Raw genomic sequence first — 26,168 nt, forward strand, 5'->3', positions numbered from 1 at the left:
GAGCTGGACAATGAGAAAAGCGGAGGCGACTGGTTAGGTGCGGCAAGCATAAGGCGCTTTGGAATTGAAGGTGTCCTTTACCTTCGGTTCCAAAGTGACTTATGACTCGAGCACCTAGGAGCCGGAGCTGGACAATGAGAAAAGCGGAAAAGCCTTGCTCGATAGAGGAACGCAGACTAATAACGCCACGTCCTGTGGCAACGTCTGCATGACCCACATCCTGTGGGCCTCAAGCATAAGACAAGCAGGGCAGAATGTTGTTCTTTAACCTTTTGAACTGATTGGCTTAAGGTGAGGGACAGGGCCGGAAAAAGGGAATGCGGAAACACTCGCATTCCCTTTTTGTTTATGGTAAAATAGTTCAAGTGTTTTATACAGACTGACTAATTGGCTGATTCAATCGGCCCGGCACGCTGCAGCGGAACTGCCGGCAGCTGCCTGTATAGCGATTATTATCTTTCTGCACAGTAAGCCTGTGCATCCTTCATACGCATGTGTGATAGCGTGAACCACAGACAAGCATGGATTGGCTTCACTTAAGCCCTTTTCTGTACGGCCTTCTTAAGGCTTTGCGAGACATCCGCTCTGTTGTGCGCTATTTTTTCATGCCTGAAATGGAGGCTGCAGGCGTTTAAAGGATGGAGGGGAAGACTGCTTGCTGACAGATAAAGTACATGGATATATAGAGGGACTGATTCCAAAACGGCCGGGGCTTTTTCTTGAGATGGAGGAGTATGCAAAAGAGAATGGTGTACCCATCATGGAATTGCCGGGGATAGAAGCTCTTCTCCAGCTTCTCAGGATCCAAAGTCCTGAGAGGATACTGGAAGTTGGTGCAGCAATAGGCTACTCTGCTCTCCGGATGTCGTTCGCCATTCCTGATGCACAGATTGTGACAATTGAAAGGGATGAAGAGCGGATTAACAAGGCCCGCGGATATATCAGGGCTGCAGACCGGGAAGAGCAGATCACCCTGCTTGAGGGTGACGCCCTTGAGCTCGAGGGAGAAACATTAAAATATGGCCCATACGATGCAGTATTCATTGATGCGGCAAAAGGCCAGTATAAAAAATTCTTTGAGATGTATGCGCGCCAGCTTTCAAATGGCGGCTTGATCATAACGGACAATGTCTTGTTCAAAGGGCTTGTCTGTGAAAGTGAGATTGAGAATAAACGCATTCGCAGTCTTGTGAAGAAAATCAGCGAGTTCAATGCATGGCTGATGAACCATCCGGATTATGATACTGTCATCCTTCCGGTCGGCGACGGCGTTGCAATCAGTAAAAAGAGGTGACCATAATGAAAAAACCTGAATTGCTTGTTACTCCAACAGGGACAGAAGATATCATCCCGCTTGCGGAAGCAGGGGCAGATGCTTTTGTAGTTGGTGAGCAGAGATACGGCCTGAGGCTGGCCGGTGAATTCAGCAGGGAGCAAGTAGCAGAAGCAATCACATTGGCCCATTCAAAAGGCAAAAAAGTGTATGTGGCCATGAACGCCATTTTCCATAATGAAATAGTGGACGAGCTTGGAGATTATATCCGTTTTGCACAGGAAGCCGGGGCGGACGCAGTTATTTTCGGTGATCCGGCTGTATTGATGGCAGCCCGGGAGACGGCGCCTGAGATGAAGCTCCACTGGAATACAGAAACAACTGCCACAAACTGGTATACATGCAACTACTGGGGAAGAAAAGGAGCCAAGCGCTCAGTGCTTGCCCGTGAAATCAATATGGATTCCATTATTGAAATCAAGGAAAACGCAGACGTTGAAATCGAAGTCCAGGTGCACGGCATGACGGCAATGTTCCAGTCTAAGCGCTCCCTTCTCGGGAACTATTATGAATACCAGGGAAAAGCGATGAAGGTCGAAAACCGGGCGAAAGAGCAGAATATGTTCCTTCATGACAAAGAACGGGAAAATAAATATCCGATTTTTGAAGACGCGAACGGGACCCATATCATGAGCCCTAATGATATCTGCATTATCGATGAGCTCCAGGAAATGGTCGAAGCCGGTGTAGATTCGTTCAAGATTGATGGTATCATGAAATCAGCAGAATATATCCTGGAAATCACAAAGCTCTACCGCAAAGCGATCGATTTGTGCACAGAAAATCCGGAAGAATACGAAGAAGTGAAAGAGGATCTGCTGAACGCGGCCGAAGAAATCCAGCCGGACAGCAGGCCGCTGGATACAGGCTTCTTCTTCAAAGAAACAGTATATTAATTCAACTATAAGCCTATTTTGACTTATAATCAGGAGGTTTTATCGTGAACGCAGTTAAAGATAATATCTCGCAAATAGTGGACGGCAAAAGGGTAATCGTAAAAAAGCCTGAGCTTCTTGCTCCGGCCGGGAACCTGGAAAAGCTGAAAATTGCCGTACACTATGGCGCAGATGCCGTTTTCATTGGCGGCCAGGAGTATGGGCTCCGGTCAAATGCCGGCAACTTTACATTTGAGGAAATGAAGGAAGGCGTAGAGTTCGCCAAAAATTATGGAGCAAAAATTTATGTTACCACTAATATTTTTGCCCATAACGAAAATATCGACGGACTAGAGGACTATCTTCTTGGCCTCAAGGAAGCGGGAGTGGCTGGTATTATCGTAGCTGATCCGCTTATTATTGAAACCTGCCGCAGGGTTGCTCCGGAAATCGAGGTTCACCTTAGCACCCAGCAGTCACTGTCAAATTGGAAAGCCGTCCAGTTCTGGAAGGAAGAAGGGCTTGAGCGGGTTGTGCTTGCAAGGGAAACAAGTGCCGAAGAAATCCGTGAAATGAAGGAAAAAGTGGATATTGAAATTGAGACATTCATCCATGGCGCAATGTGCATCGCCTATTCAGGCCGCTGTACGCTGAGCAACCACATGACGGCAAGGGACTCCAACCGGGGAGGCTGCTGCCAGTCATGCCGCTGGGACTATGATTTGTACAAGCTGGAAGGCTCTGAGGAAGTGCCGTTATTCCAGGAACAGGATGCACCATTTGCCATGAGCCCTAAGGATCTGAAGCTGATAGAATCAATCCCGCGCATGATTGAATTGGGCATTGACAGTCTCAAGATTGAAGGCCGCATGAAGTCGATCCACTATATTGCTACAGTTGTCAGTGTTTATCGCAAAGTTATTGATGCTTATTGTGCGGATCCCGATAATTTCGTAATCAAGCAGGAATGGCTGGAAGAATTGGACAAGTGTGCGAACAGGGAAACAGCACCAGCCTTCTTTGAAGGGGTTCCAGGGTATAAAGAGCAGATGTTTGGAAATCATAGCAAAAAGACGACCAATGATTTTGCCGGCCTGGTCCTTGGATATGATGAAGAAACGCAAATCGTTACACTCCAGCAGCGCAATAAATTTGCACCGGGACAGGAAGTGGAATTCTTCGGTCCGGAAATCGATAACTTTACACAGGTGGTCGATAAAATCTGGGATGAAAAAGGCAACGAACTGGATGCTGCCCGCCACCCGCTGCAAATCGTCCAGTTTAAATTGGACAAGCCGGTATACCCTAACAACATGATGCGGAAGGAGTTTTAACATAATGAATCGCAAACCTGTTGTTATTGGTGTGGCCGGCGGATCCGGTTCTGGTAAGACAAGTGTGACAAAAGCGATTTATGAAAGCTTTAAGGGTCATTCCATCTTAATGCTTGAGCAGGATTATTATTATAAAGACCAGACTCATCTTCCTTTTGAAGAAAGGCTGAAAACCAATTATGATCATCCGCTTGCATTTGATAATGACCTTCTGATTGAGCATATCGAAAAGCTGCAGAGCTATGAACCCATTGAGAAGCCTGTCTATGATTATGCCATGCATACAAGGTCCAATGACGTCATCCATGTGGAGCCAAAGGATGTCATCATCCTCGAAGGCATACTTGTACTGGAGGATGAAAGGCTCCGCAGCCTTATGGATATGAAGCTTTTTGTTGATACAGATGCAGATTTGCGCATCATCAGGCGCCTTTTCAGGGATATTAAGGAACGGGGCAGATCGATGGACTCAGTCATTGAGCAATACGTCAATGTTGTACGCCCGATGCACAACCAATTCATCGAGCCGACCAAGAGATACGCAGATATCATCATCCCGGAGGGCGGCCATAACCATGTGGCCATTGACCTGATGGTAACAAAAATTCATACAATTCTTGAACAAAAGTCATTTTTATGAAACAATAGCATAGAAAAAATGTTAAGATAAGTCTAATGAACAGAAAGCATGCGCGCCCTTTGTCAAAAGGACGCGCTCCTGTGCATTTGCGAATAAAGCAGATGCTTACATACTTACCAATGCACAATCTTAATGGGGGTTGTGATTCTAGAAGGAGTGAAGGATATTGGCTACAGAAAAAGTATTCCCGATGACACAGGCTGGGAAAGAAAAGCTTGAGCAGGAACTGGAACATTTAAAAACAGTGAAGCGTAAAGATGTTGTAGAGCGCATTAAGATCGCCCGCAGCTTCGGAGACCTTTCCGAGAACTCTGAATATGATTCAGCGAAAGAAGAACAGGCATTTGTAGAAGGGCGCATCACTACCCTTGAAAATATGATCCGCAATGCAAAGATCATCGAAGAAGATGAAGCAAGCGGCGATACAGTGACACTAGGACGCTCTGTTACATTTGTTGAACTTCCGGATGGAGAAGAAGAATCTTACACAATCGTCGGAAGTGCAGAGGCAGATCCGTTTGAAGGAAAGATTTCCAATGATTCTCCAATTGCGAAAAGCCTGATGGGCAAAAGGGTCGGGGATGAAGTGACAGTTCAGACACCGGGCGGGGATATGAGCGTCCGTATTACAAGCATTAAATAAGGAACCAGTCTTTTTCATAAATATGGTTTGAAATGGGCACACCTCGTCAACACTTTTGACGAGGTGTTTTTTTATGTGGAAAAAAAGGGCCGTCATTGTCATAAGTATATTCATGCTGGGAATCGTCCTGCTGATCGGGCGGCTCATCCAGATCCAGCTTGTTTCAGCAGAACATTTTTCTGCCCATAATATCAATCTTCTGGATGCAAGCGTCAGACAGCGTTCACAGGAGATGGTGATCGACAGCGGCAGAGGCTCTTTCCTGGACAGAAACGGCGAGCCCCTGACCCATCAGGAAATACCTGTGCTGGTTTTATTTCCGTTTTTAAAAAATATGGATTGGGATTCGCAAAAGGTCGCCTCCATCACAGGTATATCGGAAACTGCTCTTTTGTATAGCATCAAAGGAGCAAAAGAGCCGTTTGCCTATGGAAAGCCGAAGCCTCTCGAATTGACGGATGTACAGGCAGAACAAATCAATTCATTGAAGATACCGGGTGTATTTGCTGTTGAAAAGAAATACGGGCTGGCCAATAATCTGGCTGAACAGCTGATCGGCATCACCGGACAGAATAAAGAGGCGGTGCAAAAGCGCTATCCCGGCAAAAATCTTCCTGAAGATACTGTAATCGGCGTTTCCGGTCTTGAAGAAAGCTTCGATGAGTTTCTGCTGCCAGACGGTGAATCCAAGCTCGTCTACCATGTGGACGCTGCAGGAGGCCCGCTGTTTGGGATAAACGTCAAATACGTCGAGCCGGCAAACCCTTTTTATCCTGTCAACATCAAAACCACTCTGGATGCCGCCCTTCAGAAGGAAGCAGAACGGCTGGCAGATGTGCATGGAATTAAAAATGGGGGGATAGTCTTACTGGATATAGAGACAAATACCGTCCTTGCCATGGTGTCCAGGCCGGAAGTCAATAAAACGGCCCCTTATAAAGATGGCGGCCTGGTGAACGCAATGATCAAACAGCAGATCATCGGATCCGTTTTTAAAACAGTGGTGGCAGCTGCAGCCATTGATTATAACCTGGACAGCCCGGAAAGGCAGTTTGACTGCAGCAGGAAAATCAATGGGCAGCCTGACACGGTTTATCAGCATGGAATGCTTAATTTTACAGACAGCTTTGCCAGAAGCTGCAATAATACATTTGCTACCATTGCAAAAGAATTGAAGGAAATTGACCCTGCTATTCTTGAAGAGTACGCCGGAAAGCTGTCTCTGACCGGAAAAGCTGGGTGGGAAGGAGATATCTATCATTTTACTGATTTCCGTCAGCTCCCGCGGGAGGACGAGGGGCGGGTGTTTTTTTCAGAGGAAGCTAAAAAGGACAGCAACTTTGTGGCGTTGACCGGTATTGGGCAGCATGAAGTGAGGGCAACTCCGCTTGCGGTGGCAAATATGATGGGGACCATTGCAAAGGGGGGAAAGAAAGAAAGCATCCGTGTTGCCTCGGAAATTGAATATCAAAATGAAACCTCGCTGCTGAAATTTCCGTCCAAAGAGTTAGGGGGCGGCAAAATATCCCCTTATACGGCTATGAAGCTTCAAAAGCTGCTGCGGGAAGTTATAGTCAATGAGGAAGGCACAGGCAGATGGTTCAAGGAGCTTCCATACGCAGTTGCCGGAAAATCAGGAACAGCTGAAACAGGGCAGTTTGCAGATGGAGAGCAGCTGCACAACAAATGGTTTGCTGGATATTTTCCCTATGAAAAACCAAAATACGCCCTGGTTACAGTTAATCTTGGAGTCAAGGAGAACGAGGGGGGAGTCAATCCGCTGTTTGCGGATATGGTTAAACTCGTCCATGGGCTTGATGCGGGAAAGGAATAGTGGAGGGCCCGCAGCCGGCAAGTTTTTCTAACAACAAATTCCTTCATGTTTTGCCGGCAGTCATGGTAGAATGTTGACAACCATATATATGGGGAGGAGAAAAACACGTGAATGGCAATTTTGAAGAATCAAACGGGTCTTCCCGCTCAGGGAAACGGGCTAAAAGAAGAAAAACCAATATTATACTAAATACGCTGATCGGGGTTGTGCTCTTATTAATCATTATTGTCTCAGCCGCGATATTCCTGGGCGGCAATGATGATGAAGCAGCCGAGCAGGCACCGGCGACTGAAAAAGCCGATCCAGAAAATAATGATAAGGATAATAATAATACAGCTGATGAAACAGCAGGCCAGGAAGAAGAAACAGACCAGGCTGAGGATTCTGCCGAGGATGGCGGAGATGCTGAAAATCCGGATGAGGATAATGGGGAAGAAGCAGAAGGAGACCAGGATATAGAGGAAGATGCTGAGGTCACCGACGGCGGCAGTGCTCCTGATGTTGAAAAAACCATTGTCAATCCATCATGGCAGCCGGTCGGCACTTCCCAGACAGGCGAACATACAGCCGTCTATGAAGGCGTGGACTGGAATGAAATGGTTCAGGCCATCACATATGCCACTGGAATACCAGAGAGCAATATGACCATCTGGTTCTTAGGGAATAACGGCCCAAATCAATCGGTAGGAACCGTCTCCACCAAAGACCAGCAGGAAAAATACCGCGTCTATATTGAATGGGTGGACGGACAAGGGTGGAAGCCAGTCAAAATGGAACAGCTGAACAGCATTCAATAAAAATGGCTCTTTTCTTACACATCTTTGTTTTCCAATAAAAATTTATTCAGATATACCCTTCTTACCATGAAATATCATGATAAGAAATAGCTGCTTGCTTTTTCAAAGAGAAAGTCTTTGTATTAAGGGGATAAATCCGGCCCTTGGGATTTTTCCGAATGCAATAATCTATACGAAAACAGCCTAAAATAAAAACTGGCCTGCCAGACGATCTGTGGTACACAGATTGCCGGCAGGCCAGTTTTTATTTATGTGACTTTGACTTGAAGAGAACAACGGCAGTATAGTAAGTCCTTCCGTTCTCATCCACATGCATTTGATGGGAGACATGGTGGACAGTCAGCAGGATCGCCTTGTTCACTTCAATCTGATCATTTATTTTTTTCTCCAGAGTCTTTAAATCTGCAGCCTCAAAAAATTCAACTTTGTCTTCAATCATATCAAATTGAAAGTTCATGCGCATCTTCCCTTCTTGCTTTTCCCCCCTTATTTTACAGGAAGTTCTGCCTGTTTTGTACCTGACAGCCCGGGGGTTGAAACGAATTTTGAAGAAATTTCTTATGAGCCCGGAGTTGAATATAAAAAAAGACTGTGATAAATTGAGAACAAGTCATTTTTTAATTCATAGTATACTTATAGGATTTATGAGTATACAAAAACAGGAGTGAAAAAAAAATGGGTAAAGAGTTTATTGAGCTGTTTGAGCAGTGGGCGGATTCATATGATGACAGTGTGACTGGCCATGATCTTGAATATAAAGAGGTTTTCAGAAATTATGAGGGGATTCTGGATGCAGTGGCCGGCCGCGCATCGGGCCATGTACTGGAGTTCGGCCCGGGGACTGGGAACCTGACTGCGAAGCTGCTGGAAAAAGGGCTCCGGGTAACTGGTGCTGAGCCTTCTCCTGCCATGAGGAAGATTGCGAGGGAAAAGCTTGGGGAGCAGGCGTCCATCGTAGAGGGAGACTTCCTGTCCTATCCTGATAAGGACCCGGTCAATACGGTTGTGTCTACTTATGCTTTCCACCATTTGACGGATGAAGAAAAGAACGAAGCGGTTGCATCATATAGCCACCTGCTTGCGATAGGTGGTAAAATAGTTTTTGCGGATACAATGTATGAGTCTGAAGAAGCCTATAAGAAAGCGATATCAGATGCAGAAGAACAGGACTTCCACAATCTTGCAGAGGACCTGCAGCGTGAATATTACACAACCATCCCGATCCTTAGAGGGATATTGGAACAGAATGGTTTTAAGGCAAGTTTTTCCCGCTGCAATGACTTTGTCTGGCTGATGGAAGGTGAAAAAATTTAAGGAAGAGGTTCTATCATGAAAATAGCAATCATCGGAGCAATGGAAGAAGAAGTGACTCTATTAAGGGAAAATATTTCAGAGGCAGCAGCAGAAACGATTGCCGGCTGTGAGTTCACTTCAGGAAAAATGCATGGAGCCGAGGTTATCCTTCTTCGCTCCGGCATCGGCAAAGTAAATGCGGCAATGTCCAGTGCCATTCTCCTCGAACGCTTCAAGCCCGACTATATTATCAATACAGGATCAGCCGGCGGCTTCAACCCTGAGCTGAATGTCGGGGATGTGGTCATTTCAACTGAAGTCCGCCATCATGATGTCGATGTTACGGCGTTCGGCTACGAATACGGACAGGTGCCGCAGCTGCCTGCAGCATTTGAGGCAGATCAGGAGCTTATCCGGATTGCCGAGGATTCTGCAAAGGAAATCAGCAGCATCCAGACTGTCAGGGGCCTGATTGCAACTGGAGATTCATTTATGAGCGATCCCGAGCGTGTAGAAGCGATCAGGACGAAATTTACGGATCTGCAGGCTGTTGAAATGGAAGCAGCAGCAATTGCACAGGTAGCTTACCAGTTCGGCACACCATTTGTGGTCATTCGCTCGTTATCAGACATTGCCGGCAAGGAATCCGATGTTTCCTTCGACCAGTTCCTTGAGAAGGCTGCCCTGCATTCGGCAAATTTAGTTATGAAAATCGTTTCTTCGCTTAAAGAGAAAGCATAAGGAAGGCGAAAAAAGGGAGAGAGACTCTTTGAAAGTTTTTAAAAGTGTCCATGAGCTTATTGGAAATACACCAATCATTGAGCTTCAGCATTTCGATGTGCCTGAAGGAGTCAGGCTGTTTGCCAAGCTGGAGTTCATGAATCCGGGAGGCAGTGTGAAGGACCGCCTTGGGATGGAGCTCTTGAATGAAGCATTTGAGAGCGGAAAGCTGCAAAAAGGCGGTACGGTAATTGAACCTACAGCAGGAAATACCGGTATTGGCCTTGCGCTGGCAGCCCTGAATAAAGGCATTAACGTGAAAGTAATCGTGCCTGAAAAATTCAGCCTGGAAAAGCAGGACTTAATGAGAGCTTTGGGGGCAGAGGTCATCAATACCCCGACTGAGCTGGGAATGAAAGGCGCAATCGCAAAGGCTGATGAACTATTGGAGGAAATACCGGGCTCCTATTGTCCAAGACAGTTTGGCAATCCGGCAAACCCTGAAACCTACTATAAGACGCTTGGCCCTGAGATGTGGGAGCAGATGGCCGGCAATGTTGATGTATTTGTGGCAGGGGCAGGCACTGGCGGAACTTTCATGGGAACGGCAAGATACTTAAGGGAACAAAATCCTGATATCAAAACCGTCATTGTGGAGCCTGAGGGATCTATTTTGAACGGCGGAGAATCAGGACCGCATAAAACGGAGGGCATCGGCATGGAATTTTTGCCGGATTATATGGATGAAGCCTACTTCAGCAGCATCCATACGGTCCTTGATGAAGATGCATTCAGGCGTGTAAAGGAGGCGGCAGAAAAAGAGGGTCTGCTTGTCGGCAGCTCCTCAGGCGCCGCACTGCATGCAGCACTGGCCGAAGCAAGGGAAGCGGGGCCGGGAACGAATATCGTCATGATATTCCCTGACAGCAGCGAACGCTATTTGAGCAAGAAGATTTACGAAGGAGGCATTTAATATGAAAAGAAAAACAAAACTCATACACGGCGGGATTGCGGGCGATCCGCACACTGGGGCCGTCAATATTCCAATATATCAGGTCAGCACGTATAAGCAGGAAGGTGTCGGCGGACATAAAGGCTTTGAATATTCCAGGACAGGAAACCCGACAAGGCATGCGCTTGAAGAGCTGATCAGGGACCTTGAAGGAGGCGAGGCAGGATTTGCCTTCGGTTCAGGCATGGCAGCCATTACAGCTGTTATGATGCTGTTCAGCAGCGGTGACCATGTCATCATGACAGATGACGTATACGGAGGCACCTACCGCGTTATGTCCAAAGTACTTAACCGTTTTGGGATAGAGTCTTCATTTGTAGATACTAGCAATCTTGACAACATTGAAGCTGAAATTAAGCCCAATACAAAGGCTGTCTATCTTGAGACTCCGACGAACCCTCTTCTTAAAATCACAGACATTGAAGGGGCTGCAGCAGCTGCAAAAAAGCATGGCCTGCTGACAATCGTCGATAATACATTCTCAACTCCATACTGGCAGACACCGATCAGTCTTGGGGCGGATATTGTCCTCCACAGCGCCACCAAATATATCGGCGGCCACAGTGACGTAGTAGCCGGCCTCGTAGTAGTGAACAGCAGCAAGCTGGCAGAGGATCTGCATTTTGTCCAGAACTCCACAGGAGGGGTGCTTGGCCCGCAGGACAGCTGGCTGCTGATGCGCGGTATCAAGACACTTGGGGTGCGCATGGAAGAAACAGAAGAAAACACAAAAGCAATCGTTGAATTCCTGCAAGGCCACCCTGCTGTAAGCAAGGTTTACTATCCTGGCATTGAATCCCATCCAAATCATGAAGTGGCTAAAAAACAGGCACAGGGCTTTGGCGGCATGGTTTCATTTGATGTCGGCAGCGAAGAGAATGCCGACAGGCTCCTAAGCAAGGTAAAGTACTTCACCCTGGCAGAAAGCCTCGGGGCAGTTGAAAGTCTGATCTCAGTGCCGGCCAGGATGACGCATGCATCCATTCCTGCGGAGCGCCGTGCTGAACTCGGCATTACAGACGGGCTTGTGCGTATTTCTGTCGGACTTGAAGATAGTGAAGATTTGATTGAAGACTTGAAAAACGCACTGGAAAAGTAAAACAGCGGAGAGCCTGAAGAGGGCTCTCCTTTTTTGCTGTATAGGAATTTATAAATTGTAAGTCTAGTGGATAAACATCAATTCTTGATCAACGTCCAGCAGCTGCGCCGAGGTCACAAGCCAAACCTCCCAAAAAGGCAAAGAACGCCTCTCCTGGAGGCTCGTCTAGAGGCCCCCCAGGAAGCTGGTCATGCAGACGCTGCCACAGGACGTGGCGTTCTTAGTCTGCGTTCCTTAAAGTGATCAAGGCGCTTGCGCTTTTGTTCTCAGGCAGAGATTTAACAGATATTTACATCGAATACCTGCCTCAATTATGTTATGGTAGATGCATAGCTTAGAAAAGTAGGTGAACGCATTGAAGACCCAGGCAAAACAGCTTTATCAGAAAATGGCAGATTATAAGAGGTTTGCAATTGCTTTACTGGCAGTCGGCGCGTTTTTCTATTTGGGTGTTATCATTCCGCAGGAAGCGAAGGAAGCTTTCAGCCTTAATATCATGGCTGCTGCTTCAATGGTGTTTCTGCTTGGTTCTATATATTTCTTCTCTGTTTCCAAAAAGCTGCGCAGCAGGCTCAGCGAAATGGATGAAGGCGAAGATTTCCTGATGAAAAAATAAAGATTTATAGATAGCTGGGTTCGGGGCGATATGCTCTGAACCCTGTTTTTTTTTTTTAGAATGGCATGATACTTCCGAAGCTATTTTTCATGCTTTTTTACAGCTGCCTGATATGAAAAAAATAAAAAATAAAAATTAGGCAGATTTTAGGTTTACAAATAGATTAAAAGTGGATATACTTACCAATGTAAGCGAATATTTCTAGAAAAGGAGGCTGAACAAAATGATCAATGTAATTGTGATGAAGTCAAAAACAACTAAATTTAACACGTATTCAGCCTTTAAGGAATGGAACGCTTAATTTCAATGCAAAGCATTAATTAGCATATCCGTGCCGCAGGGTGAATCGTGCCCTGCGGCTTTTTATGTCCATTTGAAGGCCGCAGGGGATAATCCTCTGCGGCCTTTTTGCGTGCCCGCAGGATATGACAAGGGAGGTGAGACATTATGACACTAAATATTCTATTTTTATCAATTACGATTAGAAAGCGAACAATGACTGCAGAAGAAATTATGATGCAGGAGCAAGCCAAAAAGATTCATGATCAAAACAAGGATCGCCAATATTCTATGTACCGCCCATTTTAATCTGTTTTGAAAAAATACTTCGCGAAAGGTGGAATTTTAGATGATTTACTTAATGCAGGGCCGTGAGGCAATCTTCTGGGTGGAGAAGGACTCCACCTAACTGATCGGTTGGGAGGAATGAAAGATGCTTTTGAACGTATTGCTGCTGACATTGCCGTTTAGGAAAAAGGCCGCCAAAAAACAAGGTTAACAAAACTTTCACAACAGGGGCGCAGCCATGCTGCTTTCATATGGTACATTCAAGTCAGGAAGTGACTAACCATAGGGAGTGCTGACCATGTTCATGATTGTAATGGGATTGGTAGTCTGCTGTGCAGCCGGCCTGATCATCTCAGCCGAGGTAGGGGCGGAATGACAGAAAAGAAGCACAAGCGGGACTGGGGGAACCTCAGAACCTGCTTGTGCTTCTTTTTGTTGAAATAGCGATTTGGGAACTGTGAGCTGGAATCGCTATTCTGCTTCTTTCCTTAAAAAATCCCCGCTTAAGCTTATTTTTCTCTTTCCGGACGCTTCCACAGATAAAAAGTCAAGCCGGCCGTCGCTGCCAGCAGAAACAGTCCCCTCGCAGAAAGTCCTTCAAAGATAAACTCAGCTGCGGTTGATAATAAGACTATAATTAGAACCAATAAAATGATTAATTTTTGCGGTAGCATAATGTAACCTCTTTCATATCTTGTCCTTACATTCTATAGAGAATAAGCTGTTTTGTCTAATGCTGTACAGCTAGCCGGGAAGCAATGCCGGGCATGATTGTTTGGAAAAATATATGTGGGACAGACAAAACATGGCTTGCGCTTTCATAGGAATGAGATATAGGCAATAGTCCTAGAAAGCGGGGGTGCATTTATGTCAGGAATTGCAACAGCACTTGGCTATTTGGTGAAGGAGATTTTTTTCCTTGTCTCTTACGTAAAAAACAATGCTTTTCCCCAGCCGCTCTCAGCTGCCGACGAGAGGAAGTATCTGCGGCTCATGGCGGAAGGCGATGCCCATGCACGCAATATGCTGATTGAACATAATCTGCGGCTTGTGGCGCATATTGTGAAAAAATTTGAAAACACGGGAGAGGATTCAGAAGATCTCATTTCTATAGGCACCATCGGCCTGATCAAGGCAATTGAAAGCTATTCAGAAGGGAAAGGCACAAAGCTTGCAACCTATGCCGCACGCTGTATTGAAAATGAAATCCTCATGCATCTCAGGGCCCTTAAGAAAACAAAGAAGGATGTTTCTCTCCATGATCCGATCGGACAGGATAAAGAAGGTAATGAAATCTCCCTGATTGATGTGCTGAAGTCTGAGTCAGAGGATGTTATTAATACGATTCAGCTGAATATGGAACTGGAGAAGGTTAAGGAGTATATTGATGTGCTGGATGACCGGGAGAAAGAGGTCATCATCGGCAGATTTGGGCTTGATTTGAAAAAAGAAAAGACCCAGAGGGAAATTGCCAAGGAGCTCGGGATATCGAGGAGCTATGTATCCAGAATCGAAAAGCGGGCGCTCATGAAAATGTTCCATGAATTTTACCGGGCAGAAAAAGAGAAAAGAAAAAGCGGGGATAAATAGTCCCTTGCTAACAGGAAGGGCACTGGGGATAGTGCCCTTCTTCATTATTTAATTCTTCCGTTTTTCAGAAGCTGGTTCCAATGATCCCCGGAATCAGCAGATTCGTAGATATCATATAAATAGGTGGAAAACGAGATGGTGCCAGCTTTTTTATAATTTGCAGCAATATAAGTGATCGGATTGTCATAACTCAGAAAAGGTATGTCAAGCCCCTCGGTTTCCAAACTGGCAAGGTCAAGGCTTTTTAAAAGGATTTTTTCATTTTCCACTGAGGAATAAATCAGACTGTCCTCCGTAAATGCCAGTGCAGTGGTCATAACAGGATCTGTGACTCGCTGGACCGTTTTTCCGAAATCATTGGACAGGAAGATCCCTGAGCGGGTAGACATGGCCATCACGCCCTCCTTTGAAGGGTGAACAGCTATCATCCCAAGAGTATCGGACTCAATTCCTTCCAATTCCGCTGGCTCCCAATTCTCTCCTTTATCAGTGGAACGGAAAACCCCGGCACCAAGCTCTGATTCAGGCTCCTGGCTGATGACGTATAAGGTATCTCCACTGAAGCCTGCGGCCAGGAAATAAAACTGGTCTTTGCCATAGAACTTGATTTGGGACAAGGTAGCTCCTTTATCATCGCTTTTGATAATGCCGAGCGGGCTTCTCAGTCCTGCTCCTTCTGCAGGCTTTCCGCTTGCAATAAATCCGCTTTCGATTGCCTGGAAGCCCGTATACATATGCTTGTTTTTATTTTGCTCAAGCCATTGGCCGTCTTTATAGAATTTCAGGCCATCTTCTTCTGCTGTATAAAGCGCATCATCATTTCCAGGATAGCCAAGGCCATAAATATTGCTGATCTGCTGTTTTTCTGCCTTTTCAATTTCATATGCTTCCTCTTTCCCGGCCTGTTCCTTCTCCTGGCTGCTGTTTTGCTCCTCTTTTTCAGGTGTGCATCCTGCCAGCATAATGAGCAGGGTGAAGGAAAGCAGGGCAATTATTGCTATTCTCAACTTCATTGTATTCACTCCAGCTATGTATAGTCAGCAATCCGGCTTCTTAATAAGCCTGTGCGCTGACAATATTATATCAGAAAAGACACAAAAGAGCTTAAGTGTGCCATATGCTTGTCCATTTCAAAAATCTGCAATCTATAGGAAGAAAAATTTTCAGGAGTGCCCAGTGCTTTTTTGCTGTTCAGAAATGGTAATTTTTATTTTTCCGGATCCTCCGCAAAGGGAGCAGCTTTTCTTGAACAGCCTGAATGCTGAAGCCCGGCCTGTTCCTTTACATCTCCGGCAAATCGAAATGATCTTCATGGAATCCCCCCGTTCCAATGCTATAATGCAGGGTATTCACCCGGGAATGAATTGCTACAAATTTATGCTCTTTTCGCGGAAACCGGCATGTTTGCCCAAACAGGGGCGTTTGTACTGCATAAAATAGAATCAGAAAGTCTAATAAATTTCATCTGGCAGCCTTAGTCTGAAGGGAGGTAAGGGAGCAGTGTATTATCCATATCCTTACTATCCGCCGCCTCCGCCAGTGCCCTATTACAGGGCAGGGGGCGCATGGTATGCGCTGATTGTCGTACTTCTGATCCTGCTGATCGTGTTCGGGGGATGGAATTATTACGGCAACTGCTAGCAGCAGCAAGGGGGGATGGTGGACCGGCCATCCCTTGTTATCGTGCATATTGATAGAAATTTCGGAAAAATAAACCTATAATAGACTAGAATACATAAGGGGGGACTAACAATGGCAACAGCTTTATATTCAGAGGTTTGGGATTTGGATGTTTTTTTCGAAGGGGGCAGCTCCTCCAAGGATTTTGCAGTACATATAGATCAAACTAAAGAGCTGATCGATGAATTTATCGCGCTGACAGAAGGCTGGCAGCCATCATCGGCAGAGCAGGATCAGCAGACCCTGCTGAACCTGATCGGGAAATTTGAAGGAACCACCAAGAAACTGCGCCAGGCAGGAGCATTTGTAAGCTGCCTTGAAGCGCAGAATATGGCTGACAGCAAAGCCAGTGAGCTTCGTGCTGCAGTCACAGTACTTAGTGCAGGCTTTCAGAATGCGCTGACTGATTTTGACGAGAAGCTGGCCGGTTTTTCTGATGAGGGATGGAAGGAGCTCCTGCAGAATGATAAATTGTCAGAGCTTGAGTTCGTCCTTACAGAGCGCCGTGAAAGGGCAGCTGAGAAGCTGTCCAAGCAGGAGGAATCCCTCATCAATGCACTCGGTATTGACGGGTACCACAGCTGGGGACAGATGTATGATGTAATCGTCGGAAAGATCAGGATTCCTTTCAGTGATAAAGGGCAGGAACAGCTTTTGTCTGTCGGCCAGGCAGCCAATAAATTTTCAAGCCCGGAAAGAAGTGTCCGGAAGAATGTATTTAAAGAGTGGGAAAATGCCTGGGACAAAGAACAGGACTATCTGGCGAAGACACTTAACCATCTTGCCGGCTTCAGGCTGAATGTTTACAAAATGCGCGGCTGGGACGATGTTCTGAAAGAGCCGCTTGAGATCAACAGGATGAAAAAAGAAACCCTGGATGCAATGTGGGGTGTCATTTCCAAAAACAAACAGCCGCTGGTGAAATTCCTGAACCGCAAGGCAAGCCTGCTTGGACTTGAAAAGCTCAGCTGGTATGATCTTGATGCTCCGCTTGGTTCTACAGAGACTAAGGTGCCTTATCAGGAGGGAGCGGAATTCATCCTGGATCACTTCTCAAAATTTGGCGGGGAAATGACCTCATTCTCAAAAATGGCATTCGAAAATAAATGGATTGAGGCCGAGGACCGTCCTGGCAAGCGTCCAGGAGGTTTCCATACTTATTTCCCTGAAAGCAGCCAGTCCAGGATTTTCATGACCTATTCCGGGACTCCTTCAAACGTGTCCACACTTGCGCATGAACTGGGCCATGGATTCCATACTTATGCCATGAAAGATCTGCATCCGCTTAACAGGAATTACAGCATGAATGTCGCGGAGACAGCTTCTACATTTGCTGAAATGATCGTGGCTGATGCAGCTGTTAAAAATGCGGAAGCGGAAGAGGAAAAGCTGGCCCTGCTGGAGGACAAAATTCAGCGTTCTGTGGCGCTCCTGATGAATATCCATGCCCGCTTCCTTTTTGAAACAAGCTTTTACAATGAGCGCAAAAATGGCATGGTAAGCGGCGAGCGCCTTAATGAACTGATGCTCAATGCCCAAAAAGAGGCCTACGCCGATGCCCTGGATGAGTATCATCCATCATTCTGGTCATCGAAGCTTCACTTCTATATTACCGGGGTTCCGTTCTATAACTTCCCTTATACATTTGGGTACCTTTTCTCCCTTGGCATTTATGCCAATGCACTGGAAGAAGGAAAAGGTTATGAAGAAAAGTATATCAGCCTGCTTAAAGATACAGCTTCCATGACAGTCGAGGATCTGGCGATGAAGCATTTGAATGCTGATTTGACTAAGCCTGATTTCTGGGAAAAAGCTGTAAAGCTGTGTATGGATGATGTCGAAGAATTCCTGAGCCTGACTGAAAAAAGATAACAATGAAAACCGCACATATCTGTGCGGTTTTTTAAATGCATTCTTAGCTTTTACATTTTCCTCAGCCTGAATGGGCTGATCATCAGAAGGGAGAGGAGCATCATGAGGTATAAATAAAAATGCTGCGGGAAGTATGGGACAGCAAGAAAACTGAGTGTGGCCAGGCAGCCTGCCGCAGTGATTGGCAGCCCGGTAAAATAGCCGGTATTCTCAGAAATATTGAAGCGTGCCAGCCTGAAAGCGCCGCATGCTATATAGAAGACGGTGAAGAAGGAGCCGGGAGCCCCGAAATCAAACAGAACAGATTGATAAATGAGTAACGCCGGAGCCACGCCAAATGATATAATATCACTCATGGAATCCAGCTGTTTGCCAAGCTCTGATTCGATATTCAGCTTTCTGGCCAGCATGCCGTCAAATCGGTCGGCAAGCGCCGCTATAAAAATGAGCAAAAGGCTGAGGTTCAGGCTGCCCTTAAGGCTGTAGATGATGGCAAAACCGCCGAGCGAAAGGTTCAGAAGCGTTAAAGCATTCGCTGTCTGGGTCTTTAGTTTTTTGACAGTGCTGTCAAAAACCTCCAATAAGAACAATCTCTTCACTCCTTATAAGCCGGAAAGGATACAACTTATTTTCGATTTGTTATATAATAATATTTTATTTTAATTCTTTTATGCATGTACGTAAAGAGCATTCTCAAACTCTGGAGGCTGAAAACTTGATTCGTCCAATATATCGAATGTTCATTGAACTTACAAACGGAAAAGGCACCTCTGCACTACTGCGCAGGTTTGCACGCTCGAAAAAGAGCCGCATTATGATCCGGCCATTTTCAAATGCCTATAATATTAATATAGAAGAAATGGATAAGTCCATCGACGAATATCCTACACTTCACGACTTCTTCATCCGGCGCCTGAAGGGCGGGATGCGCCCGGCGGATCCGAGTCCGGCTGCTGCGGGCAGCCCGGTTGACGCAGTGATAGAAGATATTGGCATCATTCAGGATGACCACATGATCACCGTAAAAGGAAAGGTCTATTCCATTGAAGAAATGCTTGGCAATCAGGATGCACTGAAAAAATACAGGAATGGGCATTATATGATCTTTTACTTGAGCCCAAGCCATTATCACCGCATCCACAGCCCGGTTACAGGGACTGTAGAAGGACAGTGGACCCTGGGCGGCAAATCCTATCCAGTCAATAAGCATGGACTGAAATATGGTAAAGCCCCGCTATCCAAAAATTATCGTACTGTTACGGAGGTAGCCCACGCTTTTGGCCATCTTGCCATTGTTAAGGTAGGCGCCATGTTTGTCAATACTATTGAAGCGACCCACGAAGGTGAACAGCTCGAAAAAGGAAAAGAAATGGCTTATTTCTCCTTTGGATCGACTGTGGTCCTCTTATTTGAAGCAGGCACCTTCAAGCCTGCGGACAATCTTCAGCTTCCGGCGCATATCAAAGTCGGGGAAGCAATAGGGGAATTTATGCAGCAGTGATTCCGGGTTTGAAAAGAGAGTAAAGCAAAAGGGTGAGCCCTGAGCTCACCCTCTGTTCTTTCATGCCTTCTGGAATGTTTATGTATCATTGTTGTTTAAGAGGAAACCCTTATCTTATGTGTCAATGAACGCCTGTGGATTTCGGTTTCAATCAGGCGGATGAAGTCCGGGCTGAGGTTCAGTTCCCTGGCTTTAAAATAAGATTCGATCAGCAGCTCGTCCGACAGCTTGCGCATATAAATCCGTACCTCCTGTCCGGTAAAATAACGGTTCTAAAAAGCATATTTATATACATATAATGTAAGATGTTTTGTTGTACCCTTACTCTATCAGAAATAAACGGAAGGAACAACCGTTCTGATTATCCACATAGACCGGTGGATAACCTGTGATTATTTTGTTTATAAATGGGAAAATATTATATAAAACATAGTGGGTTTTGTGAATAAAGTTATCCACATGCTGGAAGCGCTTTGAATTTTGTCGAAAAATATTTGGGTATCTTTTGGAATAAAGCTGAGAATCTATCTACTGCCTGTCAGGCATCTTTTAAAAAGCTTTGCTGAAATGTGTGTGAAACAGAGTTTCACACAAATGAGCCCAAAATCAGCAAGGTACATTAATACAGCCTTTAAAAAAGGATCACTCTTTGCAAGATTTATTTTGAACTGGCGGTTAAAATTGGGTATGATGGATACATTGCAAAAATGGATGAAAATAATGAGGTGTTTTCAATGTTAAAGCATTTTTTGCCTGATCAGCATGTTAAGAATATATTTGAAATAACACCCGAAAGCCTTAAGGCAAAGGGAGTAAAGGGAATCATCACTGACCTGGACAATACGCTTGTTGAGTGGGACAGGCCTCTTGCTACCCCGAAGCTTATCAAATGGTTTGAGGAAATGAAGCATCAGAACATCAAGGTGACAATTGTTTCGAATAATAAAGAAATCCGTGTAAAGTCCTTTTCTGAGCCCCTGGGCATCCCGTTCATTTTCCAGGCACGCAAGCCGATGACAAGGGCTTTTAACAGGGCACTTGGTGAGATGGGCCTTAAAAAGGAAGAAACGGTTGTAATAGGTGACCAGCTGCTTACCGATGTTCTTGGCGGCAACAGGAGCGGGTTCCATACAATCCTCGTCGTCCCCGTTGCCCAGACGGACGGATTTGTAACAAGATTTAACCGCAAAGTTGAAAGGCGGATTCTAAACTGGTTCAGAAAAAAAGGCAAGATTCAATGGGAGGATTAATGCGTGAGTGAACAATTTGTATGTATAGGCTGCGGAGTGAAGGTCCAGACAGAAAATCCCGAGGAGCTCGGCTACGCACCAAAATCAGCTTTAGAGAAAGAGGCGATCGTCTGCCAGCGCTGTTTTCGCCTCAAGCATTATAATGAAGTTCAGGATGTCAGCTTAACTGATGACGACTTTCTTAAAATCCTGAATGAAATCGGAAGAAGCGATGCTCTGATCGTCAAGATTGTCGATATCTTCGATTTCAATGGAAGCTGGCTTCCGGGACTGCATCGTTTTACAGGGAACAATAAGGTTCTTTTGGTCGGCAATAAAGCAGATCTGCTTCCAAAATCAGTGAAGCGCAATAAACTGATCAACTGGATGAAGCAGGAGTCGAAAAATCTGGGGCTCCGGCCGGAAGATGTGTTCCTTGTCAGTGCTGCAAAAGGGCAGTCGATCCAGGAGGTGGCTTCTGCGATAGATGAGTACAGGGAAGGCAAGGACGTATATGTGGTCGGCTGTACAAATGTCGGCAAATCGACCTTCATCAACCGGATCCTGAAGGAAGTAACAGGAGAAGGGGATATCATCACAACTTCCCATTTTCCAGGGACAACTCTGGATATTATCGAGATACCTTTAGAGGATGGAAAAGCTCTGGTTGATACACCGGGCATCATCAACCATCATCAGATGGCCCACTTTGTCGATAAGCGTGACTTTAAGGTGATAATGCCTAAGAAGGAAATCAAGCCAAAGATATATCAGCTTAATGAAGGACAGACCTTATTTTTTGGCGGCCTGGCGCGCTTTGATTTTATCAGCGGAAGCAGACAGGCATTCATTTGCCATGTATCCAACGAAATCAATATTCATCGCACAAAGCTTGAAAATGCAGATGAACTGTATGAGAAGCACGCAGGGGAAATGCTGACGCCGCCCCGCCCTGAACAGATGGATGAATTTCCTGAGCTTGTCAGGCATGAATTCACTGTCAAGGAAGGGAAAACCGATATTGTGATTTCTGGTCTGGGCTGGGTTACAGTGAGTGAGCCGGGAACGAAGGTTGCCGCTTATGTACCTAAAGGAGTGCAGGCGATGGTAAGGAAATCCCTGATTTAACAGAAAGGGGAGAGGGACTTGAAAAAGCTCTTTGCTGTAATCGGCGATCCGATTGGCCATTCAATGTCGCCGGCGATGCATAATGATCTGTTTAATGTATATGGTCTGGATGCCTGCTATGTTCCGCTTAAAGTCAGCCGGGAAGATTTAGGGGACGCAGTGAAGGGGCTGCGGGCAATCGGGATTGCCGGCTTTAATGTCACTGTACCCCATAAAACAGAAATCATGCCTTTTCTGAATGAAATCGATCCGCTGGCAGAGGCGATTGGGGCGGTGAATACTGTCCTTAATAAAGATGGGAAATTGATTGGCTATAACACGGATGGGGAGGGCTATGTAAGAGGCCTCGCTTCTGATTTGCCTGATTTCAGCCGGAAAAAAATCCTGATTGCCGGATCAGGAGGAGCGGCAAGGGCAATCTACTATACGCTCGCGCAAAAAGGCGTTCAGGCAATAGATATAAGCAATCGGACAGCCGCGAAGGCGGAGGCTCTTGCGGACAAATGCCCCTTTCCTGTTAGAACAAATGCTTTTGGTTTTCAGCAGGCAGAAGAAAAATTGGCTGAGTATGATATCATCATCCAGACAACACCGATCGGAATGCTGCCCGGCTTGGATGCATTGCCCTTTGGAATGTATAACCTGAAGGCCAATGCTTTTGTCAGCGATATTATATATAACCCGCTTGAAACCAAATTTTTGCGGGAAGCTAAAAACAAAGGTGCATCCATCCAGAATGGCCTGAAAATGTTTGTCTTCCAAGGGGCATTGGCCTTTGAAAGGTGGACTGGAACCTTTCCGGATACAGACAGGATGGAAGCAGGCGTTATTACACAACTGGGAGGACAAACATGTTAACAGGAAAACAAAAAAGATTATTGCGCTCAAAGGCACATCACTTGAACCCGATTTTTCAGGTTGGAAAAGGCGGGGTGAACGAAAATATGATCGCACAGATCGGGGAAGCGCTCGAGGCAAGGGAATTGCTGAAGGTAAGCATCCTGCAGAACTGTGATGAAGATAGAGACGAAGTGGCTGAGAAGCTCGTTAAAGGGACTAAAGCAGAGCTGGTGCAGATCATCGGCAATATGATCGTCCTTTATAAAGAATCAAAAGAAAACAAACAAATCCAGCTGCCATAATGAAGGCTTGATTGCAGCCAGGAGGCGGCAAAAGGAGGACTGCAGATGAAGAGAATCGGCATTCTTGGAGGTACGTTCAATCCTCCCCATCATGGCCATCTGCTGATTGCAAATGAGGTGCTCCATTCCCTTTCATTGGACAAGGTCTGGTTTATGCCAAACCAGGATCCCCCGCATAAAAAGAAGTCTTCAGCTGCATCTGATCAAGCTAGGGTAGAAATGCTGGAGCTTGCGATAGAGGGGCACCCGCGCTTTGAAATCCAGAAAATTGAAATGGAACGCGGGGGGCCTTCCTACACTTATGATACAATGAAGCTGCTTAAAGAGCAGAATGAGGATACCGAATTCTATTTTATCATCGGGGCTGATATGATTGAGTATCTGCCGAAGTGGTATAAAATAAATGAACTCCTTAAGCTTGCCGTCTTTGCTGGCGTCGGCAGGCCTTCCTATAACAGCCGTACTGACTATCCGGTTGTCCAGGTTGATGTGCCGCAGATGGATGTTTCATCGAGCATGATCAGGGAAAGGCTCAGCCAGGGGGAGACCGTGCGCTATCTTATTCCGGAAAGCGTCAGGAAGTATATTGAGGAGAATCGTTTGTATGGATCGTGAATTTTATCTAAAAATAGTAAAGAAACAATTAACGGAACACCGCTACCAGCATACAATCGGTGTGATGGAAACGGCAATCGGCCTTGCCCGGATCTTCGGGGCTGATATTAAAAAGGCCGAAACGGCAGCTATTCTCCATGATTATGCGAAGTTCCGCCCCAAGGAAGAAATGAAGAGGATCATCATAGAGCAAAAAATGCCTGAGGAGCTCCTTATGTATAACAGCGAGCTTTGGCATGCTCCTGCTGGTGCCTACCTTGCAGAATCAGAGGCAGGGGTAACCGATCCTGAAATCCTGGATGCAATCCGGTATCATACGTCAGGGAGGCCGCAAATGCCTTTGCTTGACAAAATTATTTATCTCGCCGACTATATTGAACCCGGCAGGCATTTTCCAGGGGTGGATGAAGTCCGGAAACTGGCTGAAGCAGATCTTGATGGAGCCTTAATAAAAGCAATGCAGAATACTATCACGTTTTTAATGAAGAAGAATCAGCCGGTGTTTCCGCTGACTTTTCTGTCGTATAATGATCTTGTAATGAAAAAGGAGACTGATTAAATGAGTGAACGCGCCTTATTAGATATGGCTGTAAAAGCAGCCGATGATAAACGAGCAGAAGATATTGTGGTATTGAATATGAAAGGGATATCCCTAATCTCAGATTATTTTCTGATTTGCCACGGCAATTCTGATAAGCAGGTCCAGGCAATCGCCCGTGAAATGAAAGAAAAAAGCGAAGAGCTTGGCTATACAGTCAACCGGATGGAAGGATTCGACGAGGCGAGATGGATACTCGTTGACCTCGGTGATGTCGTAGCCCATGTCTTCCATAAGGATGAAAGAAGCTATTATAACTTAGAACGCCTGTGGGGCGATGCACCTTCAGTGGATGTCCAGAGCGTGCTTGGACAATGACCTATGGGAAGTTCGCCTACCTTTATGATGCACTGATGAAGGATGTGCCTTATGGGTGTTGGGTGGAAACAGTAAAAAGCAGTGCGGAGAAGTACGGCATCGAAGGGAAGCGCCTTCTTGATCTTGCCTGTGGCACCGGGGAGCTTTCTGTCCGTCTCGCACAAGCCGGATACAATGTAACCGGAGTTGATTTATCGGAGGATATGCTCGCTGTCGCCCAGGCAAAATCTATGGAGCAGAGGGCAGATATCTCTTTTTATCAGCAGGACATGTCAGAACTCGAGGGGCTTGGCGAGTATGATATTGCAGGGATCTTCTGTGATTCCCTGAACTATCTTCAGAGCGAAAAAGAGGTTGAGCAGACATTCGAGAGTGTGGGAAGGCACCTGAAGAAAGGCGGTTTGTTCATCTTTGATGTACATTCTGTCTATAAGATGGAGCATATCTTCAGGGATCAGACCTTTGCCCTGAATGAAGATGAAATCTCTTATATTTGGGAATGCTTCCCTGGGGAGCATCCTTTCAGTGTTGAGCATGAATTGACTTTCTTTCAGCTGGACCCTTCGATCATGAAATATGACAGATATGATGAGCTGCATCTGCAGCGCACTTATCCTATTGATATCTATAAAGACTGGCTTTTAAAGGCAGGCTTTACCCTGCTGGAAATAACAGCGGACTTTGAGACCGAGCTTCCGGCGCAAGAGTCGGAAAGAATCTTTTTCATTTGCCGTAAAAACTAGCAAAAGCCGCTCCCTGATGGGGCGGCTTTTGCTGTTCCCGGCATTCCCGGAAGGTTCTTTTTTAAAAAAAGTCAGAGGCAGCAAAGGAATAAGAAGGAATTTTAAAAGGAAACAGAGAATGTTAATGGACAGTGAACTGTTTTTTGACCTGTGTGAGATCTTCTTCGAATTTAGAATGTGTTGCCTGGAACACATGCCGAAAAACATCACCTAATTCCTTCTCCAGCACCTTTATTCCTTCACCGGTTATTCCTCCTTTAACACAGACCTTCCGCTGAAGGGCAGGAAGGGTATAATGCCCTTTTTTCAGCAGCTCTCCCATTCCGATCAGCATTTCGCTTGCAAGAACGGTGGCAGTCTCCCGGTTTATTTTTGTTTCCGCAACGGCCGCATTAATGAATTGCTGTGTCAGATAACTGAAAAATGCAGGCCCGCAGCTGACAATGTCAGATGATACCCTTGTTATTTCTTCTTCTATTTCCACTGGCTTGGCAATGGCCTCGATAAGCGGCATGAGCTTCTGCTTCCATTCATCCCTGAAATGCTCCCCGTAAGTAACAAGAGCCACCCCCGCGTGTGCCCTGTTGGTAATGCTTGGAATCACACGCGCTGCTGAACAGGGGACAAAAGATTCCAGCTGTTCGGCACTAATAGGGCTTGTTATTGAAATCACGCAATCCTCATCGCTTAAATATGGCCGGATTTCCTGGATTACATCTGCAAAATCATGAGGCTTCACACAAATGAAAATCAAATCCGAATTGGCAGCCGTTTCAGCTGCTCCCTCCGCAAGCTTCAGGCCGCTATATTCCTGCTGTATCTCTGCCGCTTTCTCCAAAGTTCTGTTTGTAATCGTCACAGAGGAGGGGGGAACGGCTTTTGCATCAAGCATGGCCTGAATAAGAATTTTCCCCATATTCCCTGTACCGATAAATCCTACATTCATAAATAACCCTCCTTTGACAGCAAGATATCTCATATAACGATAT

General features: G+C 45.8%; 31 protein-coding genes. 25 read left to right on the forward strand and 6 right to left on the reverse strand.

Features of this window, described 5'->3' with window-relative positions:
• Positions 1-655: 655 nt before the first annotated feature.
• The 7 genes from LCM00_RS05800 to LCM00_RS05830 all read left to right on the forward strand — a co-directional run bounded on the left by LCM00_RS05800 (position 656) and on the right by LCM00_RS05830 (position 7,456).
• Positions 656-1,294 carry an O-methyltransferase gene (locus tag LCM00_RS05800; RefSeq protein WP_224898824.1) on the forward strand — a complete coding sequence of 213 codons (639 nt, stop codon included), beginning with the start codon at positions 656-658 and terminating at the stop codon, positions 1,292-1,294.
• A 5-nt stretch (positions 1,295-1,299) separates the two neighbouring features.
• Positions 1,300-2,229 (forward strand): peptidase U32 family protein, encoded by a 930-nt coding sequence (locus tag LCM00_RS05805; RefSeq protein WP_224898827.1) that lies wholly within the window; start codon positions 1,300-1,302, stop codon positions 2,227-2,229.
• A gap of 44 nt (positions 2,230-2,273) precedes the next feature.
• Positions 2,274-3,542: a peptidase U32 family protein gene (locus LCM00_RS05810; protein ID WP_224898829.1), complete on the forward strand. Its 1,269-nt coding sequence runs from the start codon at positions 2,274-2,276 to the stop codon at positions 3,540-3,542.
• A gap of 4 nt (positions 3,543-3,546) precedes the next feature.
• The gene (gene udk, locus LCM00_RS05815) at positions 3,547-4,182 is read left to right on the forward strand and encodes a uridine kinase (RefSeq protein WP_129612089.1); all 636 of its coding nucleotides are present in this window, start codon (positions 3,547-3,549) and stop codon (positions 4,180-4,182) included.
• A 166-nt stretch (positions 4,183-4,348) separates the two neighbouring features.
• Positions 4,349-4,825 carry a transcription elongation factor GreA gene (gene greA, locus LCM00_RS05820; RefSeq protein WP_009791707.1) on the forward strand — a complete coding sequence of 159 codons (477 nt, stop codon included), beginning with the start codon at positions 4,349-4,351 and terminating at the stop codon, positions 4,823-4,825.
• A gap of 73 nt (positions 4,826-4,898) precedes the next feature.
• Positions 4,899-6,659, forward strand: a complete 1,761-nt coding sequence (locus LCM00_RS05825; protein ID WP_224898831.1) for a peptidoglycan D,D-transpeptidase FtsI family protein — start codon at positions 4,899-4,901, stop codon at positions 6,657-6,659.
• Positions 6,660-6,766: 107 nt separating this feature from the next.
• The gene (locus tag LCM00_RS05830; RefSeq protein WP_224898833.1) at positions 6,767-7,456 is read left to right on the forward strand and encodes a DUF1510 family protein; all 690 of its coding nucleotides are present in this window, start codon (positions 6,767-6,769) and stop codon (positions 7,454-7,456) included.
• Between the two features lie 244 nt (positions 7,457-7,700).
• Here LCM00_RS05830 and LCM00_RS05835 read toward each other — a convergent pair whose 3' ends face one another.
• Complete coding sequence (locus LCM00_RS05835) at positions 7,701-7,913, reverse strand: YrzA family protein (protein ID WP_224898835.1); 213 nt, start codon at positions 7,911-7,913, stop codon at positions 7,701-7,703.
• Positions 7,914-8,131: 218 nt separating this feature from the next.
• Here LCM00_RS05835 and LCM00_RS05840 point away from each other — a divergent pair, with 218 nt between their 5' ends.
• The 6 genes from LCM00_RS05840 to LCM00_RS05865 all read left to right on the forward strand — a co-directional run bounded on the left by LCM00_RS05840 (position 8,132) and on the right by LCM00_RS05865 (position 12,784).
• On the forward strand, positions 8,132-8,770 hold the full coding sequence (locus LCM00_RS05840; RefSeq protein ID WP_224898837.1) for a class I SAM-dependent methyltransferase: 639 nt from the start codon (positions 8,132-8,134) through the stop codon (positions 8,768-8,770).
• 15 nt (positions 8,771-8,785) lie between these two features.
• Positions 8,786-9,490, forward strand: coding sequence for a 5'-methylthioadenosine/S-adenosylhomocysteine nucleosidase (mtnN, locus tag LCM00_RS05845; RefSeq protein ID WP_224898839.1), 705 nt, complete (start codon positions 8,786-8,788; stop codon positions 9,488-9,490).
• A 28-nt stretch (positions 9,491-9,518) separates the two neighbouring features.
• Positions 9,519-10,442 carry a PLP-dependent cysteine synthase family protein gene (locus LCM00_RS05850; protein WP_224898841.1) on the forward strand — a complete coding sequence of 308 codons (924 nt, stop codon included), beginning with the start codon at positions 9,519-9,521 and terminating at the stop codon, positions 10,440-10,442.
• 1 nt (position 10,443) lies between these two features.
• On the forward strand, positions 10,444-11,580 hold the full coding sequence (locus LCM00_RS05855) for a bifunctional cystathionine gamma-lyase/homocysteine desulfhydrase (protein WP_224898843.1): 1,137 nt from the start codon (positions 10,444-10,446) through the stop codon (positions 11,578-11,580).
• 346 nt (positions 11,581-11,926) lie between these two features.
• On the forward strand, positions 11,927-12,196 hold the full coding sequence (locus LCM00_RS05860; RefSeq protein ID WP_224898845.1) for a YrhC family protein: 270 nt from the start codon (positions 11,927-11,929) through the stop codon (positions 12,194-12,196).
• 447 nt (positions 12,197-12,643) lie between these two features.
• Positions 12,644-12,784 (forward strand): YrzI family small protein, encoded by a 141-nt coding sequence (locus LCM00_RS05865; RefSeq protein WP_009796252.1) that lies wholly within the window; start codon positions 12,644-12,646, stop codon positions 12,782-12,784.
• 488 nt (positions 12,785-13,272) lie between these two features.
• On the opposite strand, the gene LCM00_RS05870 is transcribed toward LCM00_RS05865, so the two are convergent.
• Complete coding sequence (locus LCM00_RS05870; RefSeq protein ID WP_165352526.1) at positions 13,273-13,437, reverse strand: hypothetical protein; 165 nt, start codon at positions 13,435-13,437, stop codon at positions 13,273-13,275.
• Positions 13,438-13,630: 193 nt separating this feature from the next.
• On the opposite strand from LCM00_RS05870, the gene sigK reads away from it, so the two are divergent.
• Entirely contained in the window at positions 13,631-14,353 is a 723-nt protein-coding gene (sigK, locus tag LCM00_RS05875; RefSeq protein ID WP_094767010.1) for an RNA polymerase sporulation sigma factor SigK, read from the forward strand.
• Positions 14,354-14,397: 44 nt separating this feature from the next.
• Here the strand turns inward: sigK and LCM00_RS05880 are convergent, their stop codons facing one another.
• Positions 14,398-15,366 carry a F510_1955 family glycosylhydrolase gene (locus tag LCM00_RS05880; protein ID WP_224898847.1) on the reverse strand — a complete coding sequence of 323 codons (969 nt, stop codon included), beginning with the start codon at positions 15,364-15,366 and terminating at the stop codon, positions 14,398-14,400.
• Between the two features lie 487 nt (positions 15,367-15,853).
• Between LCM00_RS05880 and LCM00_RS05885 the strand changes: the two genes are divergently transcribed.
• Both LCM00_RS05885 and LCM00_RS05890 read left to right on the forward strand, forming a co-directional pair.
• Positions 15,854-15,994, forward strand: coding sequence for a hypothetical protein (locus LCM00_RS05885; protein WP_165352525.1), 141 nt, complete (start codon positions 15,854-15,856; stop codon positions 15,992-15,994).
• Positions 15,995-16,105: 111 nt separating this feature from the next.
• Complete coding sequence (locus tag LCM00_RS05890) at positions 16,106-17,905, forward strand: M3 family oligoendopeptidase (protein WP_224898849.1); 1,800 nt, start codon at positions 16,106-16,108, stop codon at positions 17,903-17,905.
• Positions 17,906-17,955: 50 nt separating this feature from the next.
• On the opposite strand, the gene pssA is transcribed toward LCM00_RS05890, so the two are convergent.
• Positions 17,956-18,495: a CDP-diacylglycerol--serine O-phosphatidyltransferase gene (pssA, locus tag LCM00_RS05895; RefSeq protein WP_094767014.1), complete on the reverse strand. Its 540-nt coding sequence runs from the start codon at positions 18,493-18,495 to the stop codon at positions 17,956-17,958.
• An 80-nt stretch (positions 18,496-18,575) separates the two neighbouring features.
• On the opposite strand from pssA, the gene LCM00_RS05900 reads away from it, so the two are divergent.
• Complete coding sequence (locus LCM00_RS05900) at positions 18,576-19,406, forward strand: phosphatidylserine decarboxylase (protein WP_404802142.1); 831 nt, start codon at positions 18,576-18,578, stop codon at positions 19,404-19,406.
• A 95-nt stretch (positions 19,407-19,501) separates the two neighbouring features.
• Here the strand turns inward: LCM00_RS05900 and LCM00_RS05905 are convergent, their stop codons facing one another.
• Positions 19,502-19,642, reverse strand: a complete 141-nt coding sequence (locus tag LCM00_RS05905) for a sporulation histidine kinase inhibitor Sda (RefSeq protein WP_009796240.1) — start codon at positions 19,640-19,642, stop codon at positions 19,502-19,504.
• A 498-nt stretch (positions 19,643-20,140) separates the two neighbouring features.
• Here LCM00_RS05905 and LCM00_RS05910 point away from each other — a divergent pair, with 498 nt between their 5' ends.
• The 8 genes from LCM00_RS05910 to LCM00_RS05945 are packed head-to-tail and all read left to right on the forward strand — an operon-like array spanning position 20,141 to position 25,179.
• Complete coding sequence (locus tag LCM00_RS05910) at positions 20,141-20,656, forward strand: YqeG family HAD IIIA-type phosphatase (RefSeq protein ID WP_224898852.1); 516 nt, start codon at positions 20,141-20,143, stop codon at positions 20,654-20,656.
• 3 nt (positions 20,657-20,659) lie between these two features.
• Positions 20,660-21,763, forward strand: coding sequence for a ribosome biogenesis GTPase YqeH (gene yqeH / locus LCM00_RS05915; RefSeq protein ID WP_224898854.1), 1,104 nt, complete (start codon positions 20,660-20,662; stop codon positions 21,761-21,763).
• A gap of 18 nt (positions 21,764-21,781) precedes the next feature.
• A complete protein-coding gene (locus LCM00_RS05920; RefSeq protein WP_224898858.1) occupies positions 21,782-22,621 on the forward strand; it encodes a shikimate dehydrogenase in 840 nt (279 codons plus the stop codon).
• Complete coding sequence (yhbY, locus tag LCM00_RS05925; RefSeq protein WP_094767020.1) at positions 22,615-22,905, forward strand: ribosome assembly RNA-binding protein YhbY; 291 nt, start codon at positions 22,615-22,617, stop codon at positions 22,903-22,905. The genes LCM00_RS05920 and yhbY overlap by 7 nt, the downstream gene beginning before the upstream one ends.
• Before the next feature lie 45 nt (positions 22,906-22,950).
• Positions 22,951-23,520 (forward strand): nicotinate-nucleotide adenylyltransferase, encoded by a 570-nt coding sequence (locus tag LCM00_RS05930; protein ID WP_224898861.1) that lies wholly within the window; start codon positions 22,951-22,953, stop codon positions 23,518-23,520.
• Complete coding sequence (gene yqeK / locus LCM00_RS05935) at positions 23,510-24,079, forward strand: bis(5'-nucleosyl)-tetraphosphatase (symmetrical) YqeK (protein WP_224898864.1); 570 nt, start codon at positions 23,510-23,512, stop codon at positions 24,077-24,079. The genes LCM00_RS05930 and yqeK overlap by 11 nt, the downstream gene beginning before the upstream one ends.
• Complete coding sequence (gene rsfS / locus LCM00_RS05940) at positions 24,080-24,436, forward strand: ribosome silencing factor (protein WP_009796232.1); 357 nt, start codon at positions 24,080-24,082, stop codon at positions 24,434-24,436.
• Positions 24,433-25,179 (forward strand): class I SAM-dependent DNA methyltransferase, encoded by a 747-nt coding sequence (locus LCM00_RS05945; protein WP_224898867.1) that lies wholly within the window; start codon positions 24,433-24,435, stop codon positions 25,177-25,179. The genes rsfS and LCM00_RS05945 overlap by 4 nt, the downstream gene beginning before the upstream one ends.
• A gap of 121 nt (positions 25,180-25,300) precedes the next feature.
• Here LCM00_RS05945 and comER read toward each other — a convergent pair whose 3' ends face one another.
• A complete protein-coding gene (gene comER / locus LCM00_RS05950; protein WP_224898870.1) occupies positions 25,301-26,125 on the reverse strand; it encodes a late competence protein ComER in 825 nt (274 codons plus the stop codon).
• Positions 26,126-26,168: the final 43 nt, after the last annotated feature.

The sequence above is a fragment of the Bacillus infantis genome (assembly GCF_020171945.1).
Lineage (GTDB): Bacteria > Bacillota > Bacilli > Bacillales > Cytobacillaceae > Bacillus_AB > Bacillus_AB infantis_A.

Excerpts from the sequence above, each read along its gene's own strand:
- LCM00_RS05880 (WP_224898847.1), bottom strand. The coding sequence starts at position 15,366 with ATGAAGTTGAGAATAGCAATAATTGCCCTGCTTTCCTTCACCCTGCTC.
- LCM00_RS05945 (WP_224898867.1), top strand. The coding sequence starts at position 24,433 with ATGACCTATGGGAAGTTCGCCTACCTTTATGATGCACTGATGAAGGAT.
- yhbY (WP_094767020.1), top strand. The coding sequence starts at position 22,615 with ATGTTAACAGGAAAACAAAAAAGATTATTGCGCTCAAAGGCACATCAC.
- LCM00_RS05805 (WP_224898827.1), top strand. The coding sequence starts at position 1,300 with ATGAAAAAACCTGAATTGCTTGTTACTCCAACAGGGACAGAAGATATC.
- comER (WP_224898870.1), bottom strand. The coding sequence starts at position 26,125 with ATGAATGTAGGATTTATCGGTACAGGGAATATGGGGAAAATTCTTATT.
- LCM00_RS05870 (WP_165352526.1), bottom strand. The coding sequence starts at position 13,437 with ATGCTACCGCAAAAATTAATCATTTTATTGGTTCTAATTATAGTCTTA.
- LCM00_RS05835 (WP_224898835.1), bottom strand. The coding sequence starts at position 7,913 with ATGAACTTTCAATTTGATATGATTGAAGACAAAGTTGAATTTTTTGAG.
- LCM00_RS05905 (WP_009796240.1), bottom strand. The coding sequence starts at position 19,642 with ATGCGCAAGCTGTCGGACGAGCTGCTGATCGAATCTTATTTTAAAGCC.
- mtnN (WP_224898839.1), top strand. The coding sequence starts at position 8,786 with ATGAAAATAGCAATCATCGGAGCAATGGAAGAAGAAGTGACTCTATTA.
- LCM00_RS05865 (WP_009796252.1), top strand. The coding sequence starts at position 12,644 with ATGACACTAAATATTCTATTTTTATCAATTACGATTAGAAAGCGAACA.
- sigK (WP_094767010.1), top strand. The coding sequence starts at position 13,631 with ATGTCAGGAATTGCAACAGCACTTGGCTATTTGGTGAAGGAGATTTTT.
- rsfS (WP_009796232.1), top strand. The coding sequence starts at position 24,080 with ATGAGTGAACGCGCCTTATTAGATATGGCTGTAAAAGCAGCCGATGAT.
- udk (WP_129612089.1), top strand. The coding sequence starts at position 3,547 with ATGAATCGCAAACCTGTTGTTATTGGTGTGGCCGGCGGATCCGGTTCT.
- LCM00_RS05900 (WP_404802142.1), top strand. The coding sequence starts at position 18,576 with ATGCATGTACGTAAAGAGCATTCTCAAACTCTGGAGGCTGAAAACTTG.
- LCM00_RS05910 (WP_224898852.1), top strand. The coding sequence starts at position 20,141 with ATGTTAAAGCATTTTTTGCCTGATCAGCATGTTAAGAATATATTTGAA.
- LCM00_RS05855 (WP_224898843.1), top strand. The coding sequence starts at position 10,444 with ATGAAAAGAAAAACAAAACTCATACACGGCGGGATTGCGGGCGATCCG.
- yqeK (WP_224898864.1), top strand. The coding sequence starts at position 23,510 with ATGGATCGTGAATTTTATCTAAAAATAGTAAAGAAACAATTAACGGAA.
- LCM00_RS05825 (WP_224898831.1), top strand. The coding sequence starts at position 4,899 with ATGTGGAAAAAAAGGGCCGTCATTGTCATAAGTATATTCATGCTGGGA.
- LCM00_RS05930 (WP_224898861.1), top strand. The coding sequence starts at position 22,951 with ATGAAGAGAATCGGCATTCTTGGAGGTACGTTCAATCCTCCCCATCAT.
- LCM00_RS05890 (WP_224898849.1), top strand. The coding sequence starts at position 16,106 with ATGGCAACAGCTTTATATTCAGAGGTTTGGGATTTGGATGTTTTTTTC.
- LCM00_RS05840 (WP_224898837.1), top strand. The coding sequence starts at position 8,132 with ATGGGTAAAGAGTTTATTGAGCTGTTTGAGCAGTGGGCGGATTCATAT.